The organism is Sulfitobacter sp. 1A12056, assembly GCF_043558125.1.
GTDB classification, from domain to species: Bacteria; Pseudomonadota; Alphaproteobacteria; order Rhodobacterales; family Rhodobacteraceae; genus Sulfitobacter; species Sulfitobacter faviae.
This window is the reverse complement of record NZ_JBIFFY010000001.1, coordinates 659,786-676,036: the sequence shown is the minus strand read 5'-3', so window position 1 is coordinate 676,036 and position 16,251 is coordinate 659,786. Positions and strand designations below refer to the sequence as shown.

Sequence of the window (16,251 nt, the reverse complement as noted above, 5' to 3'; positions counted from 1 at the left end):
CTGCTTAACCTCTGTCGCACGTAATAGTCGTATGATTCGGTTGTTAGGGGATGTGCGTGCAGCAGGGCGTTGGGCATTCAGGGATTGGGGGGCAGGCGGGGCTCAGGCGGCTTTGGCTGCTTGTAGTGACGGCCATTGCCGCTGGCGCGCTTGCGCTGCGCAGCACCGATGCGACGTTGCAGCTTGCCCTTGCCGCCTCGTCGGCCACATTGGTTTTTATTTCAACTGGTTACATCGTCTTTCTTCTATGGGATAGGGGCCGGAATCGGGTCAGCGCGGATGGAGTCGCGGACTTCATCGCAAAAGACGCCGCACCCAGTTTCATCGCCACCTCCGATCGGCAAGTCATTTACCGCAATGAGGCGGCTCTGAAGCAGTTCGGCGAGGGCGGCGAAGAAACCCTCGCGCAGGCCTTACGAGCGCATTTCGCCAATCCCGTGGGCCTTCTCTACCGCCTGCAATCACGCGCCACCGCCAGCGGCAACGCGCGGGAAGAGGTGATTACCCGGTCCGGCCCCATGCGCCTATCGGTGCACCAGTTATCAGCCGACCGCCTGCTTTGGCGGATTGAAAGCGTGGCCACCCGCGAGGGCCCCCGCAGTACGCACGAAAGCATGGCCTTGCCAATGGTCATGCTGGGCCGCGGCGGGACGATCCTTTTCATGAATGAAGCAGCGCGCATGCTAGTCGGGGAACGGGTGAAGTCACTGGACCGATTGTTTAATTCCCTACCACTAACCCCCGGAACCGTGACTGAAATCGCCACCGCGGAAGGAAACCGGCAGGTACTGGTGGCCGAGGTTGAAGCCGGTGCGAACCGCCGCGCGCTCTATCTTCTGCCGCCGCCCGAAGGGGCTGCCTCTCCCAATGAATTAGGCTGGGAAACCTTTCAAGACCTCCCCGTGCCGATGATCAAACTGCGCCCCGATGGAACGGTATTGGCCTTCAACCGTATGGCGGGGAAATTGCTTGGCGTGTCGCTGCGGCGCGACAGTCATCTTTCGCATCTGATGGAGGGGCTCGGCCGCTCGATCTCGGACTGGCTGCAAGACAGTCTGGCGGGGCGGTTAGTTCAGAAGTCGGAATTCCTCAGGCTTACCCGAACGGATCAGGAGGTCTTCGTTCAGGTCTCACTCAACCGCATATCCGAAGCAGGCGAGGCGGCCCTCATCGCGGTGCTGCAGGACGCGACCGAACTCAAATCGCTCGAGGCACAATTCGTGCAGAGCCAGAAAATGCAAGCCATCGGGCAGTTGGCCAGGGGCGTCGCGCATGACTTCAACAACCTTTTGACGGCAATTTCTGGGCATTGTGACCTCCTCTTGCTGCGGCACGATCAGGGAGACCCGGATTTCAGCGATCTGGTGCAGATCAACCAGAACGCCAACCGGGCGGCCGCGCTTGTGGGGCAACTCCTCGCCTTTTCGCGCAAACAAACCCTCCGGCCAGAGACGCTCGACATGCGCGATACCCTCGCCGATCTCACGCATTTGCTGAACCGACTGGTGGGCGAAAAAGTAACGCTGACCCTCAGTCATGACCCGGTACTTGCGCCGATCCGGGCGGATAAACGCCAGTTGGAGCAGGTTTTGATGAACCTTGTCGTCAACGCCCGCGATGCCATGCCCGCCGGGGGCGAGATCCGTATCGTGACCGAGGTGACGGCCCTCGACCAACCACTTGAAAGAGATCGGGTCAGCGTGCCAGCAGGCCGCTACGTCACGGTGCAGGTGCATGACGATGGCACGGGCATTCCGAAGGATAAGCTGCAAAAGGTGTTCGAGCCGTTCTTCACCACCAAGCGAACCGGCGAGGGCACCGGCCTTGGCCTCTCCACTGCCTATGGTATCGTCAAACAAACGGGCGGTTTCATCTTTATCGACAGTGAGTTGGGCAGGGGCACATGTTTTACCCTCTACTTCCCCGTGCTGGAGGGCCAGCCCACTGCGGTCGCGAAAAAGCCCCCGGCATCGCCGGATCAAAGCCCGCTTCAGCGGTCCGACGGGGTGATCCTTCTGGTGGAGGATGAAGCGCCCGTGCGCGCCTTCGCAAGCCGCGCATTACGGCTCCGCGGCTACACGGTGCTCGAAGCCGAATCCGCCGAAGCCGCGTTAAAGATGCTCGAAGATAAGGATTTGGATATCGATGTATTCGTAACAGACGTCGTTATGCCCGGCATGGATGGGCCAAGCTGGGTGCGCCAAGCGCTCAAACAACGCCCGGATGTGCGGGTTGTTTTCGTCTCCGGCTATGCGGAGGATAACTTCGGTCAGGAACAGTCGAAAATTCCGAATTCTGTCTTCCTGCCCAAACCCTTCTCTCTCACCGACCTGACCACAACGGTCCACAATCAGCTACATTAAGCATCGCCTGGGGCAGGGTTATGTAATCGACTCGTAAAGCTCAAACTCCGCCGCGAACTTACGGCGAAAGCGTTTTTCCACATTCGGGGAAAGCGCCAGCTCCATCTTGGGAGAGACATTCTCCTGCCCCAAGGTCAGCGTCACGTCGAGCCGCTCTTCCAAAAAGCGACGGAGCCGCGTCTGATCTTCATAGCGGAAATGGTGAGTGATCCCGGTGCCGTTCGGTTGGGTCTCCATGAACTTCAGCTGGCTCCCCACATCGGCGAAGCCCGGCTTGTCGCCCTTCATATAGGCGAGAACGAATTCGTCGAAAGTGATCCCGAAGGTGTTGTTCGGCTTGCCCTTCATGAAGGGGCGCTGCCGATAGCGATACCAACTGCCCAGCCAAGAGATCGGTTCGCGCATCACTGCCATCAGCTCAAGCTCGGCATCGCAAACCTTTAGAAACATTGGCCGAATGAAACGATTATAGCGATAAACAGGCGCATGCTTCAGCATGGGCGGATCGGAAATCACCATGTCCGCCCGCGGCGCCAGTGCTTTCTCATAGGCCGTGGTTCCGGTCTTTGGGACCGACAGAAAAGCCAGCCGTTCTTTAAAAAAAACAATCAATTGCGTCTTACCTTGGGCTGCAGGCGGCCCTTTCTGGTTCGGGTAAACCATTTCTTTACCATTCTCGCCAAAACATAAAGGACAAACAAAGTCATTGAAATGTTCCACATTTACCCTCATATGGAACATTAGAGGAACATAAGCGGCGCAGCGCGCAGGCGATTGCCGCCGGGGCGCCACTGTGACACTAAGGAATGAACCTAATGGCAACGGCAGATCTTTTGACGATGGACAGCAAGAAAACCGCAGAAAAGCAAAAGGCGCTCGACAGCGCGCTGGCCCAGATCGAACGTCAGTTCGGCAAAGGGTCGATTATGAAACTGGGGGCCGAAGGGGCGATCCAGGATATCAAAGCCAGCTCCACAGGCTCGCTTGGCCTTGATATTGCGCTTGGCATCGGCGGCTTGCCGATGGGGCGTATCATTGAGATTTATGGCCCGGAATCCTCGGGTAAGACAACTCTGACCCTGCACTGCGTGGCAGAGCAGCAGAAGGCGGGGGGCGTTTGCGCCTTTGTCGACGCGGAACATGCACTTGATCCGCAATATGCGAAAAAGCTTGGCGTGGACATCGACGAGCTGTTGATCTCCCAGCCCGACACGGGTGAACAGGCGCTTGAGATCACCGATACGCTGGTACGCTCTGGCGCGGTCAATATGGTGATCGTCGACTCCGTCGCGGCCCTGACGCCGAAATCTGAGCTTGAAGGTGAGATGGGCGACAGCAATGTCGGTGTTCAGGCCCGTTTGATGAGCCAGGCGATGCGCAAACTCACCGGGTCAATCAGCCGGTCCAATTGTATGGTTATCTTTATCAACCAAATCCGGATGAAGATCGGCGTGATGTTCGGCTCTCCTGAGACCACCACTGGCGGTAACGCGCTGAAATTCTACTCCTCCGTCCGTCTCGACATCCGCCGGATCGGCGCCCTGAAGGACCGAGACGAGGTTGTTGGCAACGCGACGAAGGTCAAGATCGTCAAGAACAAGGTCGCGCCGCCTTTCAAACAGGTCGAATTCGATATCATGTATGGCGAAGGCATCTCCAAAATGGGCGAGTTGCTGGACCTTGGGGTGAAGGCCGGTGTGGTCGATAAATCCGGCTCGTGGTTCAGCTATGGGGATGAGCGGATCGGGCAGGGGCGTGAGAACGCTAAGAACTTCCTGAAACAGAACACTGCCATGGCGTCGGAGATCGAAGATAAGATCCGCGCGGCCCACGGGTTGGACTTCGAAGGCTCCGGCGGTGACGACGCGGATATTCTCGAAGCTTAACCTGCTTTGACAATTTGAATTTACGAAGGGGCGTGGCCAAAGGCTGCGCCCCTTTTTCATGAGCGGGAACGGTGGACAGCGCCGGGGCTGAGGGGTATTTGGGACCGATCAAATCTGCCCCGGAAGGCCTCGCCATGAAGACGCTGAATGAAATTCGCTCAACTTTTCTGAATTATTTCGATGCGCAGGGGCATCAGATCGTGCCCTCCAGCCCGCTGGTGCCGCGCAACGACCCGACATTGATGTTCACCGCGGCCGGTATGGTTCAGTTCAAGAACCTCTTCACCGGGGTCGAGACGCGCGATTACAGCCGTGCCACATCGGCGCAGAAATGTGTGCGGGCGGGCGGCAAGCACAATGACCTCGACAATGTCGGCTATACCGCGCGGCATCACACGTTTTTCGAGATGCTCGGAAATTTCAGCTTTGGCGATTACTTCAAGGCCGAAGCGATCCCCTTTGCTTGGGACCTGCTGACCAAGGAGTTCGGCATCGACCCGAACCGCCTTTTGGTCACAGTGTACCATACCGATGAAGAGGCGGTTAAGATCTGGAAGGCGCATACCGGACTGCCGGATGAGCGCATCATTCGCATCGCGACGGATGATAACTTCTGGTCCGCTGGACCCACCGGCCCCTGCGGGCCCTGTACCGAGATTTTCTATGATCACGGCGATCACATTTGGGGTGGCCCTCCGGGATCGCCCGAGGAAGACGGTGACCGTTTCGTCGAGATCTGGAACCTCGTTTTCATGCAATACGAGCAGTTCGAAGACGGCACGCGCCAGCCGCTGCCCAACCAGTCGATCGATACCGGGATGGGGATCGAACGGGTGGCCGCGTTGTTGCAGGGCACGAATGACAACTATGCCACCGACCTCATGCGCAACCTGATCGAGGCGAGCGCCCATGCGTCTTCGACCGATCCCGACGGGCCGGGCAAGACCCATCACCGGGTGATCGCGGATCACCTGCGGTCGACCTCCTTCCTGATTGCCGATGGGGTAATGCCTTCCAACGAGGGCCGTGGATATGTGCTGCGCCGGATCATGCGGCGCGCCATGCGCCATGCGCATCTGCTCGGCGTTAAGGATCCTTTAATGCATCAGCTGGTACCATCCTTGGTGCAGCAGATGGGCGCGGCTTACCCTGAGTTGGGGCAGGCGCAATCGCTTATCCGTGAGACTTTGCTGTTGGAGGAAACCCGTTTCCGCCAAACGCTGGATCGCGGTCTGAAGCTGCTGGATGATGAGTTGAGCGGTTTGCCCGAGGGGGCGACCCTGCCGGGGGAGGCGGCATTTAAACTTTATGATACATATGGCTTCCCACTTGATCTGACGCAGGATGCGCTGCGCGAGAAGGGCCGTGCGGTCGATACCGAGGGGTTCGACAAGGCGATGGCGGCGCAGAAGGCCAAGGCCCGTGCGGCTTGGGCCGGCTCCGGCGAGGCTGCGGATGCTACCGTTTGGTTCGATGTGGCCGACAAAAGCGGCGTGACCGAGTTTTTGGGCTATGACACCGAAAGTGCTGAGGGGCAGATCGTCGCCTTGGTGCAGGGCAGTGATCAGGTCGAAACAGCCGCAGTGGGCAGCGACGTGCAGGTCGCGCTGAACCAGACACCGTTTTATGCGGAAAGCGGCGGGCAGGTCGGCGATACCGGCGTGATCCGGACGCAGACCGGTATCGTGAACGTGACCGATACGCGGAAATCGGCGGGCGTTTTCGTGCATTTCGGCCATGTGGTCGAAGGCGAGGTGAAGCCGGGGCAGACCGCTGTTCTTGAGGTGGATCGTTTGCGGCGCAGTGCCATCCGCGCCAACCACTCGGCCACGCACTTGCTGCATGAGGCCCTGCGCAACGCGCTTGGGGACCATGTCTCGCAGCGCGGTTCGCTGAATGCGCATGATCGTCTGCGGTTTGACTTCTCCCATGCCAAGGGGTTGACGCAGGAAGAGTTGAGCCAAGTCGAGCGTGAGGTGAATGATTACATCCGCCAAAACACGCCGGTTGAGACCCGGATTATGACGCCGGACGATGCGCGCGCCATGGGGGCGCAGGCGCTCTTTGGTGAGAAATATGGCGACGAGGTGCGTGTCGTCTCGATGGGGCAGTTGGAAGGGTCCGGCAAGGGCAGCGACAAGTCAACCTATTCGCTGGAGCTTTGCGGCGGCACCCATGTGCGGCAGACAGGCGATATCGGCGCCTTCGTCCTTTTGGGAGATAGCGCGAGCAGCGCGGGCATCCGCCGGATCGAAGCGCTGACCGGGACCGAGGCTTTGGCATGGCTGCGCGAACAGGAGGCGGCGCTGAGCCGGGTCGCGGCGGAGTTGAAAACCTCGGCCAGTGACGTGCCGGAACGGGTGCGTGCATTGTTGGACGAACGTCGCAGCTTGACCAACGAAGTGGCGCAACTGCGTCGTGAATTAGCGATGTCGGGCGGCGGCGCGGCTGCGCCCGAAGCGCGCGAGGTGAGCGGCGTGAAATTCGTAGGCCAAGTGCTGAGCGGAATCACGGGCAAAGACCTGCCGGGTCTGGTGGATGAACATAAGGCCAAGCTCGGCTCAGGCGCGGTTTTGTTGATCGCCGACACCGGCGGCAAGGCCGCAGTCGCAGGCGGTGTGACGAAGGATTTGACAGATCGTCTCTCGGCGGTCGACATGGTGAAAGCGGCGGTGGCCGAACTGGGCGGTAAGGGCGGCGGTGGCCGTCCCGACATGGCGCAGGGGGGCGGCGCTTCGGCGGAGAATGCCGAGGCGGCGATTGCCGCGGCTGAGAACATCTTGAAAGGATAAGGCCCATGGGCGCACTTTGGATTGCACATGTTACCGTCACCGATGAGGAGGCGTATAAGAAATACGCCGCCGGCGCCACCGAGGCCATTGCGGCACATGGCGGTAAGTTCATCGCCCGCGGCGGGCGGTTCGTTCAGCTTGAGGGTAAAGAGCGACCGCGCAACGTGGTGGCGCGTTTCCCCGATGTCGAAACAGCCGAAAAATGTTACCATTCCGATGCTTATCAAGCGGCGTTGAGCCATGCGCGCGGAGCCTCCGAGCGTGAACTAATGATCGTCGAAACCGACGAATGATCCTGAAACGCCCCGCCTGAATGACAGGCGGGGCGTCTTGCATTGCCGGGGCGGAACCTTCTAAGGGGAGGGTGGTTGATCCCTCATGAACTTCGACCGACTATCCGCTTTCGCCCAATGGTGCCGCCGCCATGTGGAGGTGACGACATTGGCTCTGATGGGGCTTTCGATCACAGCCGTTTGGACATTGGCCGAACTGACTGAAGAGGTCGTCGAAGGCAGCACCAGCAGCCTTGACCGTGACATCCTGTTGTTCTTGCGCACGCCCGGCGACCTGTCCGATCCCATCGGCCCGTGGTGGGTGGAGGAAATTGGCCGCGATTTGACGGCGTTGGGCGGGGTCGCGGTGCTGGTACTGACGACCGTCGTCGTCTCGCTTTTTTTCCTGCTGCAACGGCGGTGGTCGACCGCGCTTTACATCCTCGCCACCGTTGGCGGGGGCATCGTGCTGAGCAGCATCGCCAAGGAGTTTTTCGACCGTCCGCGCCCTGACCTCGTGCCGCATGGCTCACTCGTGCATACGGCAAGCTTCCCCTCGGGGCATTCGATGATGGCGGCGGTGGCTTACCTTACCCTTGGCGCGATGGTGGCGCGGGCGCAGAAACGCTGGGCGCTCAAGGTCTATACGCTGGCGGTTGCCGTCCTGCTCACGCTGCTCGTTGGGATCAGCCGGGTCTATATGGGGGTGCATTGGCCGACGGATGTGGCGGCGGGCTGGCTTGGCGGCGGGGCTTGGGCCATCCTTTGCCTGATTGCGGCGTTGAGTTTGGCGAGGCGTGGGCATATCGATCGCGAGGAAAGCGATACTTAACGCCGCGAGGTCTCCGAGCCCCGGATATGAAAACGGCAGCGCATCGTAAAATGCGCTGCCGTTTTGTTTTGATTTACCGTAGCTTAGCTGGCTTTTGCCATCCGCTTGCGCTCATGCGGGTCGAGGTAACGCTTACGCAGGCGCACGGCGTTCGGGGTCACTTCGACCAGCTCGTCGTCGTCGATATAGGCAATCGCCTCTTCAAGGCTCAGCGTCATCGGCGGGGTCAGGCGCACCGCGTCATCGGTGCCCGAGGCTCGCACGTTGGTCAGCTTCTTGCCCTTCAGCGGGTTCACTTCCAGATCGTTGTCGCGGCTGTGCTCGCCGATGATCATGCCGGTGTAGACGTCCGCCTGCGCGCCGATCATCATCTTGCCGCGCTCTTCGAGGTTCCACAGCGCGTAAGCGACCGAGGTGCCGTTCTCCATCGAGATCAGCACGCCCGCGCGGCGGCCCGGGATCGGACCCTTGTGCGGCGCCCAGCCGTGGAAGACGCGGTTCAACACGCCGGTGCCGCGGGTATCGGTCAGGAATTCACCGTGATAGCCGATGAGCCCGCGCGAGGGGACATGGGCGATGATCCGGGTCTTGCCGGCGCCGGCTGGTTTCATCTCGACCAGTTCGCCCTTGCGGGTGCCGGTGATTTTCTCGATCACCGCGCCGGAGTATTCGTCATCCACGTCGATGGTGGCTTCTTCGATCGGCTCATGGCGCACGCCGTCGATCTCTTGGAACAGCACCTGCGGGCGGGAGATCGACAGCTCGAACCCCTCACGGCGCATGTTCTCGATCAGAACGCCCATCTGCAATTCGCCGCGGCCTGCGACTTCGAAAGCCTCACCGCCCGGCGTGTCGGAGATTTTGATCGCCACGTTGCTTTCCGCCTCTTTCAGCAGACGCTCGCGGATCACGCGGGATTGCACCTTCTTGCCGTCACGGCCTGCAAGTGGGCTGTCGTTGATGCCGAAGGTGACGGTGATGGTGGGCGGGTCGATCGGCTGCGCCGGGATCGCTTCGTTCACCGAAGGATCGGCCAGCGTATCGGCCACGGTGGCCTTGGCCATGCCCGCGATGGAGACGATGTCACCGGCTTCGGCCACGTCGATAGCGGTCTGTTCCAGCCCGCGGAAGGCAAGGATTTTGGTGGCGCGGAAAGTCTCGATCTGGGTGCCGTCGCGCGACATAGCCTTAACGGTTTGGCCCGCTTTCAGGGTGCCGGTTTCGACACGACCGGTCAGCAGGCGGCCCAGGAACGGGTCACCGCCGAGCGTCGTGGCCAGCATCGTGAAGGGCTTGTCGGCGTTTTCGATCTGCTTCGGCGCGGGGACGTGATCAAGGATCAGGTCGAACAGTGCAGAGAGGTCTTTGCGCGGCCCGTCAAGTTCGGCATCCGCCCAGCCGGAGCGGCCAGAGGCATACATATGCGGGAATTCGAGCTGTTCGTCGGTGGCGTCGAGGCTGGCGAAAAGGTCGAAACACTCATCCAGCGCGCGATCAGGTTCGGCATCCGGCTTGTCGACCTTGTTCAGCACGACGATCGGGCGCAGGCCCAGTTTTAACGCCTTGGAGGTCACGAATTTGGTCTGGGGCATCGGGCCTTCGGCGGCGTCCACCAGAAGCACCACACCGTCGACCATCGACAGGATGCGCTCGACCTCGCCGCCGAAGTCGGCGTGGCCCGGCGTGTCGACGATGTTGATGCGGGTGTCGTTCCAGACGACGGAGGTTGGCTTGGCGAAGATGGTGATGCCGCGCTCACGCTCCAGATCGTTGCTGTCCATGGCGCGCTCGGTGGTCGCCTGGTTTTCACGGTAGGTGCCGGATTGTTTCAGAAGCTCGTCCACCAGCGTCGTCTTGCCGTGGTCGACGTGGGCGATGATTGCGATGTTGCGCAGGTCCATTAAGTCAGCCTTTGGATAGGGGAGGGACGCGCCAACCTGAAGCTGCGCGTATAATTGCGCCGCCCATACCGCGCCCCGGCTACAATTGCTAGCCCTAATGCCGTGACGCCCCCCTTACTGCGCGAAGCTGTGCCACTGGTGCAGCCTTAGTGGGTGGCGCTGTTCGAAAAGAGGTGGATGACCAGAATGCCGCTGATGATCAGCAAAAGGCCGAGGACAGCGGGCAGGTCCAGCCGTTGGCCGAAAAGCACGAAACCGATAATCGCGATCAGCACGATGCCCAGACCGGCCCAAAAGGCATAGACGATCCCGACCGGCATGACCTTCAGCGCCAGCGACATGCAGTAGAAAGAGATCATGTAGAAGACCACCACCGCCACCGAAGGCCAGAGCCGGGTGAACTGATGCGAAGCCTGCACCGCGGTCGTGCCAAGGGTTTCCGCCACCACGGCGATGATGAGCCACAGGTAATGCATCTCGATCTTCCTCAGAGCGGGAGTTCGGTGGTTTCCTTGATCTCCTCCATCACGAAACTGGCCGAAACATCCGATAGCGGCACCCGGCGGATCAGGTCCTGATAGAGGCGATCATATCCCGCCATATCCCGAACGCGCGCCCGGATCAAATAATCCAGATCACCGGTCATTCGGTAGACGCCGAGGATTTCGGGCATGGCGGCGGTGGCGCGGGAGAACTTCTCAAGCCAGTCGGGCGCATGGGCGTTGGTGCGGACTTGGATAAAGACGCTAAGCCCAAGGCCGAGTTTCGCCGCGTCCAAGAGCGTGACCCGGTTCTTGATCACGCCGGCCTTTTCCAGCGCCCGGATGCGGCGCCAGCAGGCATTGCGCGACAGGTGGACCGCCGCGCCAAGCGCCTCAAGGGATTGGCTGGCGTCGCGTTGCAGTTCGACCAATATGCGGCGGTCTATCTCATCAAGTGTTGTCATGGTGCTAGTTTGGTGGGAAATTTTCTCACGCACAAGCGGTTGTCGGGCGTGATTTGAGACAACGTCACAAGCAGGCTCGGCTAGGGTGGGGGAAAGGCAGAGACAGGAGTTTCCCATGATCGCACGCATCTTCCTCGACCATCCCGCCAAGGTGGATGAGACGTTTCTGGAGCATATGGCCTTCGCGCTGAAGTTTTCGGGGCTGCTGTTTGCGGCAGCTGGCGCGGCGCTGGTGCATGCGCTGATCCCGTGCCTGTTCGAGAAGACGGCGAGTGGGATCATCGCGAAGCTTTACGCGCGGACGCATAATCGCGGGCAGTGAGGGCCAGCGCGGCTCCAGTTTCGCGATGAGGGCCGGCGCCTGCCCGCGGGTGGGCGATCTAAGGTGGCCTCGTGCCACTTTATGGCTCAGCAATGTTGTGCGTTCCGCGAGGTCACGCCCAGCCTAACCAAATCGCCTACCCGGTCGCACCGAAGGTGCGCCCCCTTTATAGCGGCACGCCTCCGGCGTGACGGGCGGGCAGGCGATGGCCCGGCGCCTACGGCTTGATTCCGGGCCGGGCGGCAAAAGCGAAAAAAGGCCGCATCGCTGCGGCCCTCTGTCATTCCACACATCCGACAGGCTTAGCCCGCCAGCGCCTTGTTCAGGTTCTCATCCACCTTCTCCAAGAACCCCATGGTCGTCAGCCAACCCTGATCCGGCCCCACCAGCAGGGCGAGGTCCTTGGTCATGAAACCCGATTCCACCGTATCCACCACGACCTTCTCCAGCGTCTCGGCGAAGTTGATCAGCGCGGTGTTCTCGTCCAGCTTGCCCCGGTGCTTCAACCCGCCGGTCCAAGCGTAGATCGAGGCGATGGAGTTGGTCGAGGTCTCCTCGCCCTTCTGGTGCTGGCGGTAATGGCGCGTGACGGTGCCATGGGCGGCCTCGGCCTCGACGATTTTGCCGTCCGGCGTCATCAGTTGCGAGGTCATCAGCCCCAGTGAGCCGAAACCCTGCGCCACGGTGTCCGACTGCACGTCGCCGTCGTAGTTCTTGCAGGCCCAGACATAGCCGCCCGACCATTTCATCGCCGAGGCGACCATGTCGTCGATCAGGCGGTGCTCGTACCAGATGTTCTTCTTCTTGAAGTCCTCGGCGAATTCCGCATCGAAAATCTCTTGGAACAGGTCTTTGAACCGCCCGTCATAGGCCTTCAGGATCGTGTTCTTGGTCGAGAGATAGACCGGCCAGCCACGGTTCAGACCGTAGTTGAAGGACGCGCGCGCGAAATCGCGGATCGAATCGTCGAGGTTGTACATCGCCATGGTGACGCCAGCCGACGGCGCGTCAAAGACCTCCTTCTCGATGGTCTCACCATCATCGCCGACGAATTTGATGGTCAGCTTGCCTTTGCCGGGGAAGCGGAAATCAGTGGCGCGGTATTGGTCGCCGAAGGCATGGCGGCCAACCACGATCGGTTGCGTCCAGCCCGGCACGAGGCGCGGCACGTTGCGGCAGATGATCGGTTCGCGGAAGATCACGCCGCCGAGGATGTTGCGGATGGTGCCGTTGGGGCTGCGGTACATGCGCTTGAGGCCGAACTCCTCAACCCGCGCCTCGTCAGGTGTGATCGTGGCGCATTTCACGCCGACGCCATGTTCGCGGATCGCATGGGCCGCGTCGACGGTGATCTGGTCGTCAGTCTCGTCCCGTACTTCGATGCCGAGGTCGTAATACTTCAGGTCAACGTCAAGATAGGGCGTGATTAACTTCTTTTTAATGAAATCCCAGATGATCCGGGTCATCTCATCGCCGTCGAGTTCGACGATGGGGTTTTCTACCTTGATCTTCGACATGACGAATTCCTCTGTTTAAGGGTGCGTTTGGCCGTGCTTTAGCCTATTCGGGGCCAAAGAGAAAGATCGTATACCATGGTATGCCGATGGTCGCGGTCAGGCGCCGACCCCGGCAAAAAAGCTGCCGATGCGGGCGCGGGCATAAGACCAAAGGGCAGGGGCGCCGATGGCGATCTTGCGGCCGACCTTCTCTTCGATCTGCGCTTCTGAGACGTTGTAATCGGTCCAGCTTCCGCCGCCGGAGGCGAGGTTCTGCATCGGCGGCTGGAACCGGTCGAGCGATTTGGCAAAGCGGGCAGAAGGGCTTTCGGCGGCCTCGAACTCTTCCCAAATACTGCGCAGGTCATCACGCAGATCGCCGGGCAGCAGGCCAAAGATGCGGTCGGCGGCGATTTGTTCCTGCGCTTCCATCTCTGCGGCGTCATAGTCGCCAAAGATCGGATTGTCGCCCGCGTCGATCTCGACAAGGTCGTGCAGGATCAGCATCTTGATGACGCGGTTGATGTCGACCTCTGGGCCTGCCTGATCGGCCAGCACCAGTGCATAGAGCGTTAGATGCCACGAATGTTCGGCAGAGTTTTCCGCCCGGCTGGCATCGCATAGGGTGGTGCCGCGCAGCACGGTTTTCAGCTTGTCGGCCTCGTTCAGAAAGGCGATCTGCTTGTCCAGCCGCTCTGTCATGCGCCGCCCTTACCGCGATGATCGCGCAGCTTGCGCGCCAGAAAGGCGCGGGCCTTGTCGTTCGCCATCCGGGTGCGAACGGCGGTGAGAAAGGCTTCTTCCAGTGTTTGCGACGAGGCGCCCAGCACCTCGCCGACTTCCATGAACAAGCGGTCTTCGCCCGTCTCGGCCTGTACGGCGAGACATTCCTCGGCCAATTTATTGGCCAGTTGGGTGACGACCGCGTCCGCCATCAGCGTGTGGATTCCGTCAGGCGGCGTTTGACATAGTCGCTGGTCGAGGTGATCAGCGTTTCCATATGCGGCTCTTCAAAGAAATGCCCGGCGCCTTCGATCTCTTGATGGGTGATCGTGATGCCCTTTTGCTCGTGCAGCTTGCTGACGAGGTTCGTGGTATCGGCGGGCGGCGCCACGCGGTCGGCGGTGCCGTTGATCACCAGACCCGAGGCCGGGCAGGGCGCGAGGAAGGAAAAGTCGTACATATTCGCAGGCGGAGAGACCGAGATGAAGCCCGTAATCTCAGGCCGGCGCATCAGCAGTTGCATCCCGATCCATGCGCCAAAGGAGAAACCCGCAACCCAGCAATGCTTGGAGTTGTTGTTCATCGATTGCAGGTAGTCGAGCGCCGAGGCCGCATCGGACAATTCGCCGATGCCCTGGTCGTACTCACCCTGACTGCGGCCCACGCCGCGGAAGTTGAACCGCAACACGGTGAAACCCATGTTGTAGAACGCATAGTGCAGGTTATAGACGACCTTGTGATTCATCGTCCCGCCGAACTGCGGATGCGGATGGAGCACGATGGCAATCGGGGCGTCACGTTCTTTTTGGGGGTGGTAGCGGCCTTCAAGGCGGCCTTCGGGTCCGGGAAAAATAACCTCGGGCATGGGTATCCCTGTCTAGGGGTTCAAAGATCGCCGCGAATAGTTGACGAATTCGCTAGGCCACCTTAGAACGGTTCTAATCTGGTTCCGCGCAGTGTCGCGTGGATCAGTCTTTGGACTTAGGCATTTAAGCCGCCCACGTCAATCAAATGGCGCGGCGGGTGAGGGTGAGACGATGAAGCTATCTACCAAAGGGCGCTACGCGATGGTCGCTTTGGCCGATATTGCCCTGCAACCCGACGGCACCTTGGTGTCTCTGGGCGACATTGCCGAGCGGCAGTCGGTCTCTTTGCCCTATCTGGAGCAGTTGTTCGTCAAGCTGCGCCGGGCCGAATTGGTGACCTCTGTCCGGGGTCCGGGCGGCGGGTATCGTTTGGCGCGTCCGGCGGCGGATATTCGCGTGGTCGATGTGCTGGCGGCGGTGGATGAGACGGTGGATGCGATGCACAAGGGGGCGGGCGCCTCGGGCGGTTTGTCGGGCAGCCGGGCGCAATCGCTGACCAACCGGCTCTGGCAGGGGCTGAGCGCGCATGTTTATGTTTTCCTGCACCAGACGCGCCTTTCGGATGTGGTTGAGAATGAGCTGGCCCCCTGTCCGGCGGTGCCGACCCTCTTTGCCGTGGTGGATGAGTCATGAGGGTGGTTTTGGGCAACGGGGGCGCTTTGGCGGCTGTGGTCTGTGCAGGTGGTGATGTGGAATTTCGGGGGCGCTGCCCCCGGACCCCCGCGGTATTTGGAAAAGGATGAAGGATGCGGGTCTACCTTGACCATAACGCGACCACGCCGCTGCGGGCGGAGGCGCGCGCGGCGATGATTGCGGCGATGGACCTGCCCGGCAACCCATCTTCGGTCCATGCCGAGGGGCGTGCGGCCAAGGCCGTGGTCGAGCGCGCGCGGGTGCAGGTGGCGGGGCTTGTGGGCTGTGATCCGGTCGATGTGATCTTTACCTCCGGTGCGACCGAGGCGGCGGCGCTTGCGGCTGCGATGGGGGCGCGGGTTGTGACCTCAGCGGTGGAACATGACGCGGTTCTGTCTTGGGGGCAGGCGGCGCGTTTGGGCGTCGACGCGGAGGGTGTTTGGGACGGTGACCTGACCGCTGCGGCGGGGGCCGATGTTGTGGCCCTACAGGCCGCGAACAGCGAGACGGGTGTGTTGCAGCAGACCATGCCTTTGGCGCAGCAATGTTGGGCGATGGAGCGCACGCCCTATGTGCTGGTCGATGCGGTCCAGGCGCTCGGCAAGACCCGGTTCAAAATGGCGACCTCGGGCGCGGATTTCATCCTTGTCTCGGCGCATAAGCTGGGCGGGCCCAAGGGGATCGGCGCCTTGATCGTCAAACGCGGCATTGATCTGGCCGAACATGCGCTGCTGCGCGGCGGCGGGCAGGAGATGGGCCGCCGTTCGGGAACCGAGAATATCCCCGCCATTGCAGGGTTCGGCGCGGCGGCTGAGGCGGCGGCGGCCGATCTGGCTGCGGGGCGTTGGGAAGAGGTGGCAGAACAGCGTGATTTGCTGGAAGCGACCCTTGCGGATGCCACAAGTCTGACTATTTTTGTAGGGAAAGGCGCTCAGCGCCTGCCCAACACCTCTTGTATCATCACGCCCGGCTGGAAGGGCGAGACCCAAGTGATGCAGATGGACCTTGCCGGTTTTGCCATTTCGGCGGGGTCGGCCTGTTCCAGCGGCAAGGTGCGCGCCAGTGCCGTATTGCGCGCCATGGGCTTTGATGAAACACAGGCCGCCAGCGCGATCCGGGTGTCGCTGGGCCTCGACACCACCCGGGAAGATATCCTGCGGTTCGCCACGAGCTGGACCGCCAAATTGAAAAAGCACGAAACGCGGGCCGCCTGAGCGCC

The 16,251-nt window shown here is 60.9% G+C and carries 16 protein-coding genes; 8 read left to right on the top strand and 8 right to left on the bottom strand.

Translation table 11 applies throughout. The annotated features are described in order from the left end of the window. Nucleotides 1-50 precede the first annotated feature (50 nt). Nucleotides 51-2,363, top strand: a complete 2,313-nt coding sequence (locus ACGYLD_RS03345) for an ATP-binding protein (protein ID WP_394401142.1) — start codon at nucleotides 51-53, stop codon at nucleotides 2,361-2,363. An 18-nt stretch (nucleotides 2,364-2,381) separates the two neighbouring features. Here the strand turns inward: ACGYLD_RS03345 and ACGYLD_RS03340 are convergent, their stop codons facing one another. Next, a complete protein-coding gene (locus tag ACGYLD_RS03340; RefSeq protein ID WP_271693818.1) occupies nucleotides 2,382-2,975 on the bottom strand; it encodes a gamma-glutamyl kinase in 594 nt (197 codons plus the stop codon). A 203-nt stretch (nucleotides 2,976-3,178) separates the two neighbouring features. Between ACGYLD_RS03340 and recA the strand changes: the two genes are divergently transcribed. The 4 genes from recA to ACGYLD_RS03320 all read left to right on the top strand — a co-directional run bounded on the left by recA (nucleotide 3,179) and on the right by ACGYLD_RS03320 (nucleotide 8,145). Then, entirely contained in the window at nucleotides 3,179-4,249 is a 1,071-nt protein-coding gene (gene recA / locus ACGYLD_RS03335; RefSeq protein ID WP_067261794.1) for a recombinase RecA, read from the top strand. A gap of 134 nt (nucleotides 4,250-4,383) precedes the next feature. Continuing rightward, entirely contained in the window at nucleotides 4,384-7,041 is a 2,658-nt protein-coding gene (gene alaS / locus ACGYLD_RS03330; RefSeq protein ID WP_271693718.1) for an alanine--tRNA ligase, read from the top strand. Nucleotides 7,042-7,046: 5 nt separating this feature from the next. Further along, nucleotides 7,047-7,334, top strand: coding sequence for a DUF1330 domain-containing protein (locus ACGYLD_RS03325; RefSeq protein ID WP_093741992.1), 288 nt, complete (start codon nucleotides 7,047-7,049; stop codon nucleotides 7,332-7,334). An 85-nt stretch (nucleotides 7,335-7,419) separates the two neighbouring features. Then, complete coding sequence (locus ACGYLD_RS03320) at nucleotides 7,420-8,145, top strand: phosphatase PAP2 family protein (protein WP_067261800.1); 726 nt, start codon at nucleotides 7,420-7,422, stop codon at nucleotides 8,143-8,145. An 83-nt stretch (nucleotides 8,146-8,228) separates the two neighbouring features. Here ACGYLD_RS03320 and typA read toward each other — a convergent pair whose 3' ends face one another. From typA to ACGYLD_RS03305, 3 genes are all read right to left on the bottom strand, one after another. After that, nucleotides 8,229-10,046 (bottom strand): translational GTPase TypA, encoded by a 1,818-nt coding sequence (gene typA, locus ACGYLD_RS03315; RefSeq protein WP_209218798.1) that lies wholly within the window; start codon nucleotides 10,044-10,046, stop codon nucleotides 8,229-8,231. A 146-nt stretch (nucleotides 10,047-10,192) separates the two neighbouring features. Continuing rightward, nucleotides 10,193-10,522, bottom strand: a complete 330-nt coding sequence (locus ACGYLD_RS03310; RefSeq protein ID WP_271693720.1) for a multidrug efflux SMR transporter — start codon at nucleotides 10,520-10,522, stop codon at nucleotides 10,193-10,195. An 11-nt stretch (nucleotides 10,523-10,533) separates the two neighbouring features. Beyond that, complete coding sequence (locus tag ACGYLD_RS03305) at nucleotides 10,534-10,992, bottom strand: Lrp/AsnC family transcriptional regulator (protein WP_271693721.1); 459 nt, start codon at nucleotides 10,990-10,992, stop codon at nucleotides 10,534-10,536. 115 nt (nucleotides 10,993-11,107) lie between these two features. On the opposite strand from ACGYLD_RS03305, the gene ACGYLD_RS03300 reads away from it, so the two are divergent. Next, nucleotides 11,108-11,314 (top strand): DUF6356 family protein, encoded by a 207-nt coding sequence (locus ACGYLD_RS03300; RefSeq protein ID WP_067262973.1) that lies wholly within the window; start codon nucleotides 11,108-11,110, stop codon nucleotides 11,312-11,314. Between the two features lie 302 nt (nucleotides 11,315-11,616). Here ACGYLD_RS03300 and ACGYLD_RS03295 read toward each other — a convergent pair whose 3' ends face one another. The 4 genes from ACGYLD_RS03295 to ACGYLD_RS03280 form a co-directional block, all read right to left on the bottom strand. Beyond that, nucleotides 11,617-12,831: an NADP-dependent isocitrate dehydrogenase gene (locus tag ACGYLD_RS03295; protein WP_271693722.1), complete on the bottom strand. Its 1,215-nt coding sequence runs from the start codon at nucleotides 12,829-12,831 to the stop codon at nucleotides 11,617-11,619. A 96-nt stretch (nucleotides 12,832-12,927) separates the two neighbouring features. Next, nucleotides 12,928-13,512, bottom strand: coding sequence for an HD family hydrolase (locus ACGYLD_RS03290; protein ID WP_271693723.1), 585 nt, complete (start codon nucleotides 13,510-13,512; stop codon nucleotides 12,928-12,930). After that, the gene (locus ACGYLD_RS03285) at nucleotides 13,509-13,745 is read right to left on the bottom strand and encodes a hypothetical protein (RefSeq protein ID WP_209218794.1); all 237 of its coding nucleotides are present in this window, start codon (nucleotides 13,743-13,745) and stop codon (nucleotides 13,509-13,511) included. The genes ACGYLD_RS03290 and ACGYLD_RS03285 overlap by 4 nt, the downstream gene beginning before the upstream one ends. After that, complete coding sequence (locus tag ACGYLD_RS03280; protein ID WP_394401136.1) at nucleotides 13,745-14,398, bottom strand: alpha/beta hydrolase; 654 nt, start codon at nucleotides 14,396-14,398, stop codon at nucleotides 13,745-13,747. Before ACGYLD_RS03280 ends, ACGYLD_RS03285 begins: the two co-directional genes overlap by 1 nt. Nucleotides 14,399-14,570: 172 nt before the next feature. On the opposite strand from ACGYLD_RS03280, the gene ACGYLD_RS03275 reads away from it, so the two are divergent. Both ACGYLD_RS03275 and ACGYLD_RS03270 read left to right on the top strand, forming a co-directional pair. Then, nucleotides 14,571-15,032, top strand: coding sequence for an Rrf2 family transcriptional regulator (locus ACGYLD_RS03275; protein WP_209218792.1), 462 nt, complete (start codon nucleotides 14,571-14,573; stop codon nucleotides 15,030-15,032). 113 nt (nucleotides 15,033-15,145) lie between these two features. Further along, nucleotides 15,146-16,246 carry a cysteine desulfurase family protein gene (locus ACGYLD_RS03270; protein ID WP_271693724.1) on the top strand — a complete coding sequence of 367 codons (1,101 nt, stop codon included), beginning with the start codon at nucleotides 15,146-15,148 and terminating at the stop codon, nucleotides 16,244-16,246. Nucleotides 16,247-16,251: the final 5 nt, after the last annotated feature.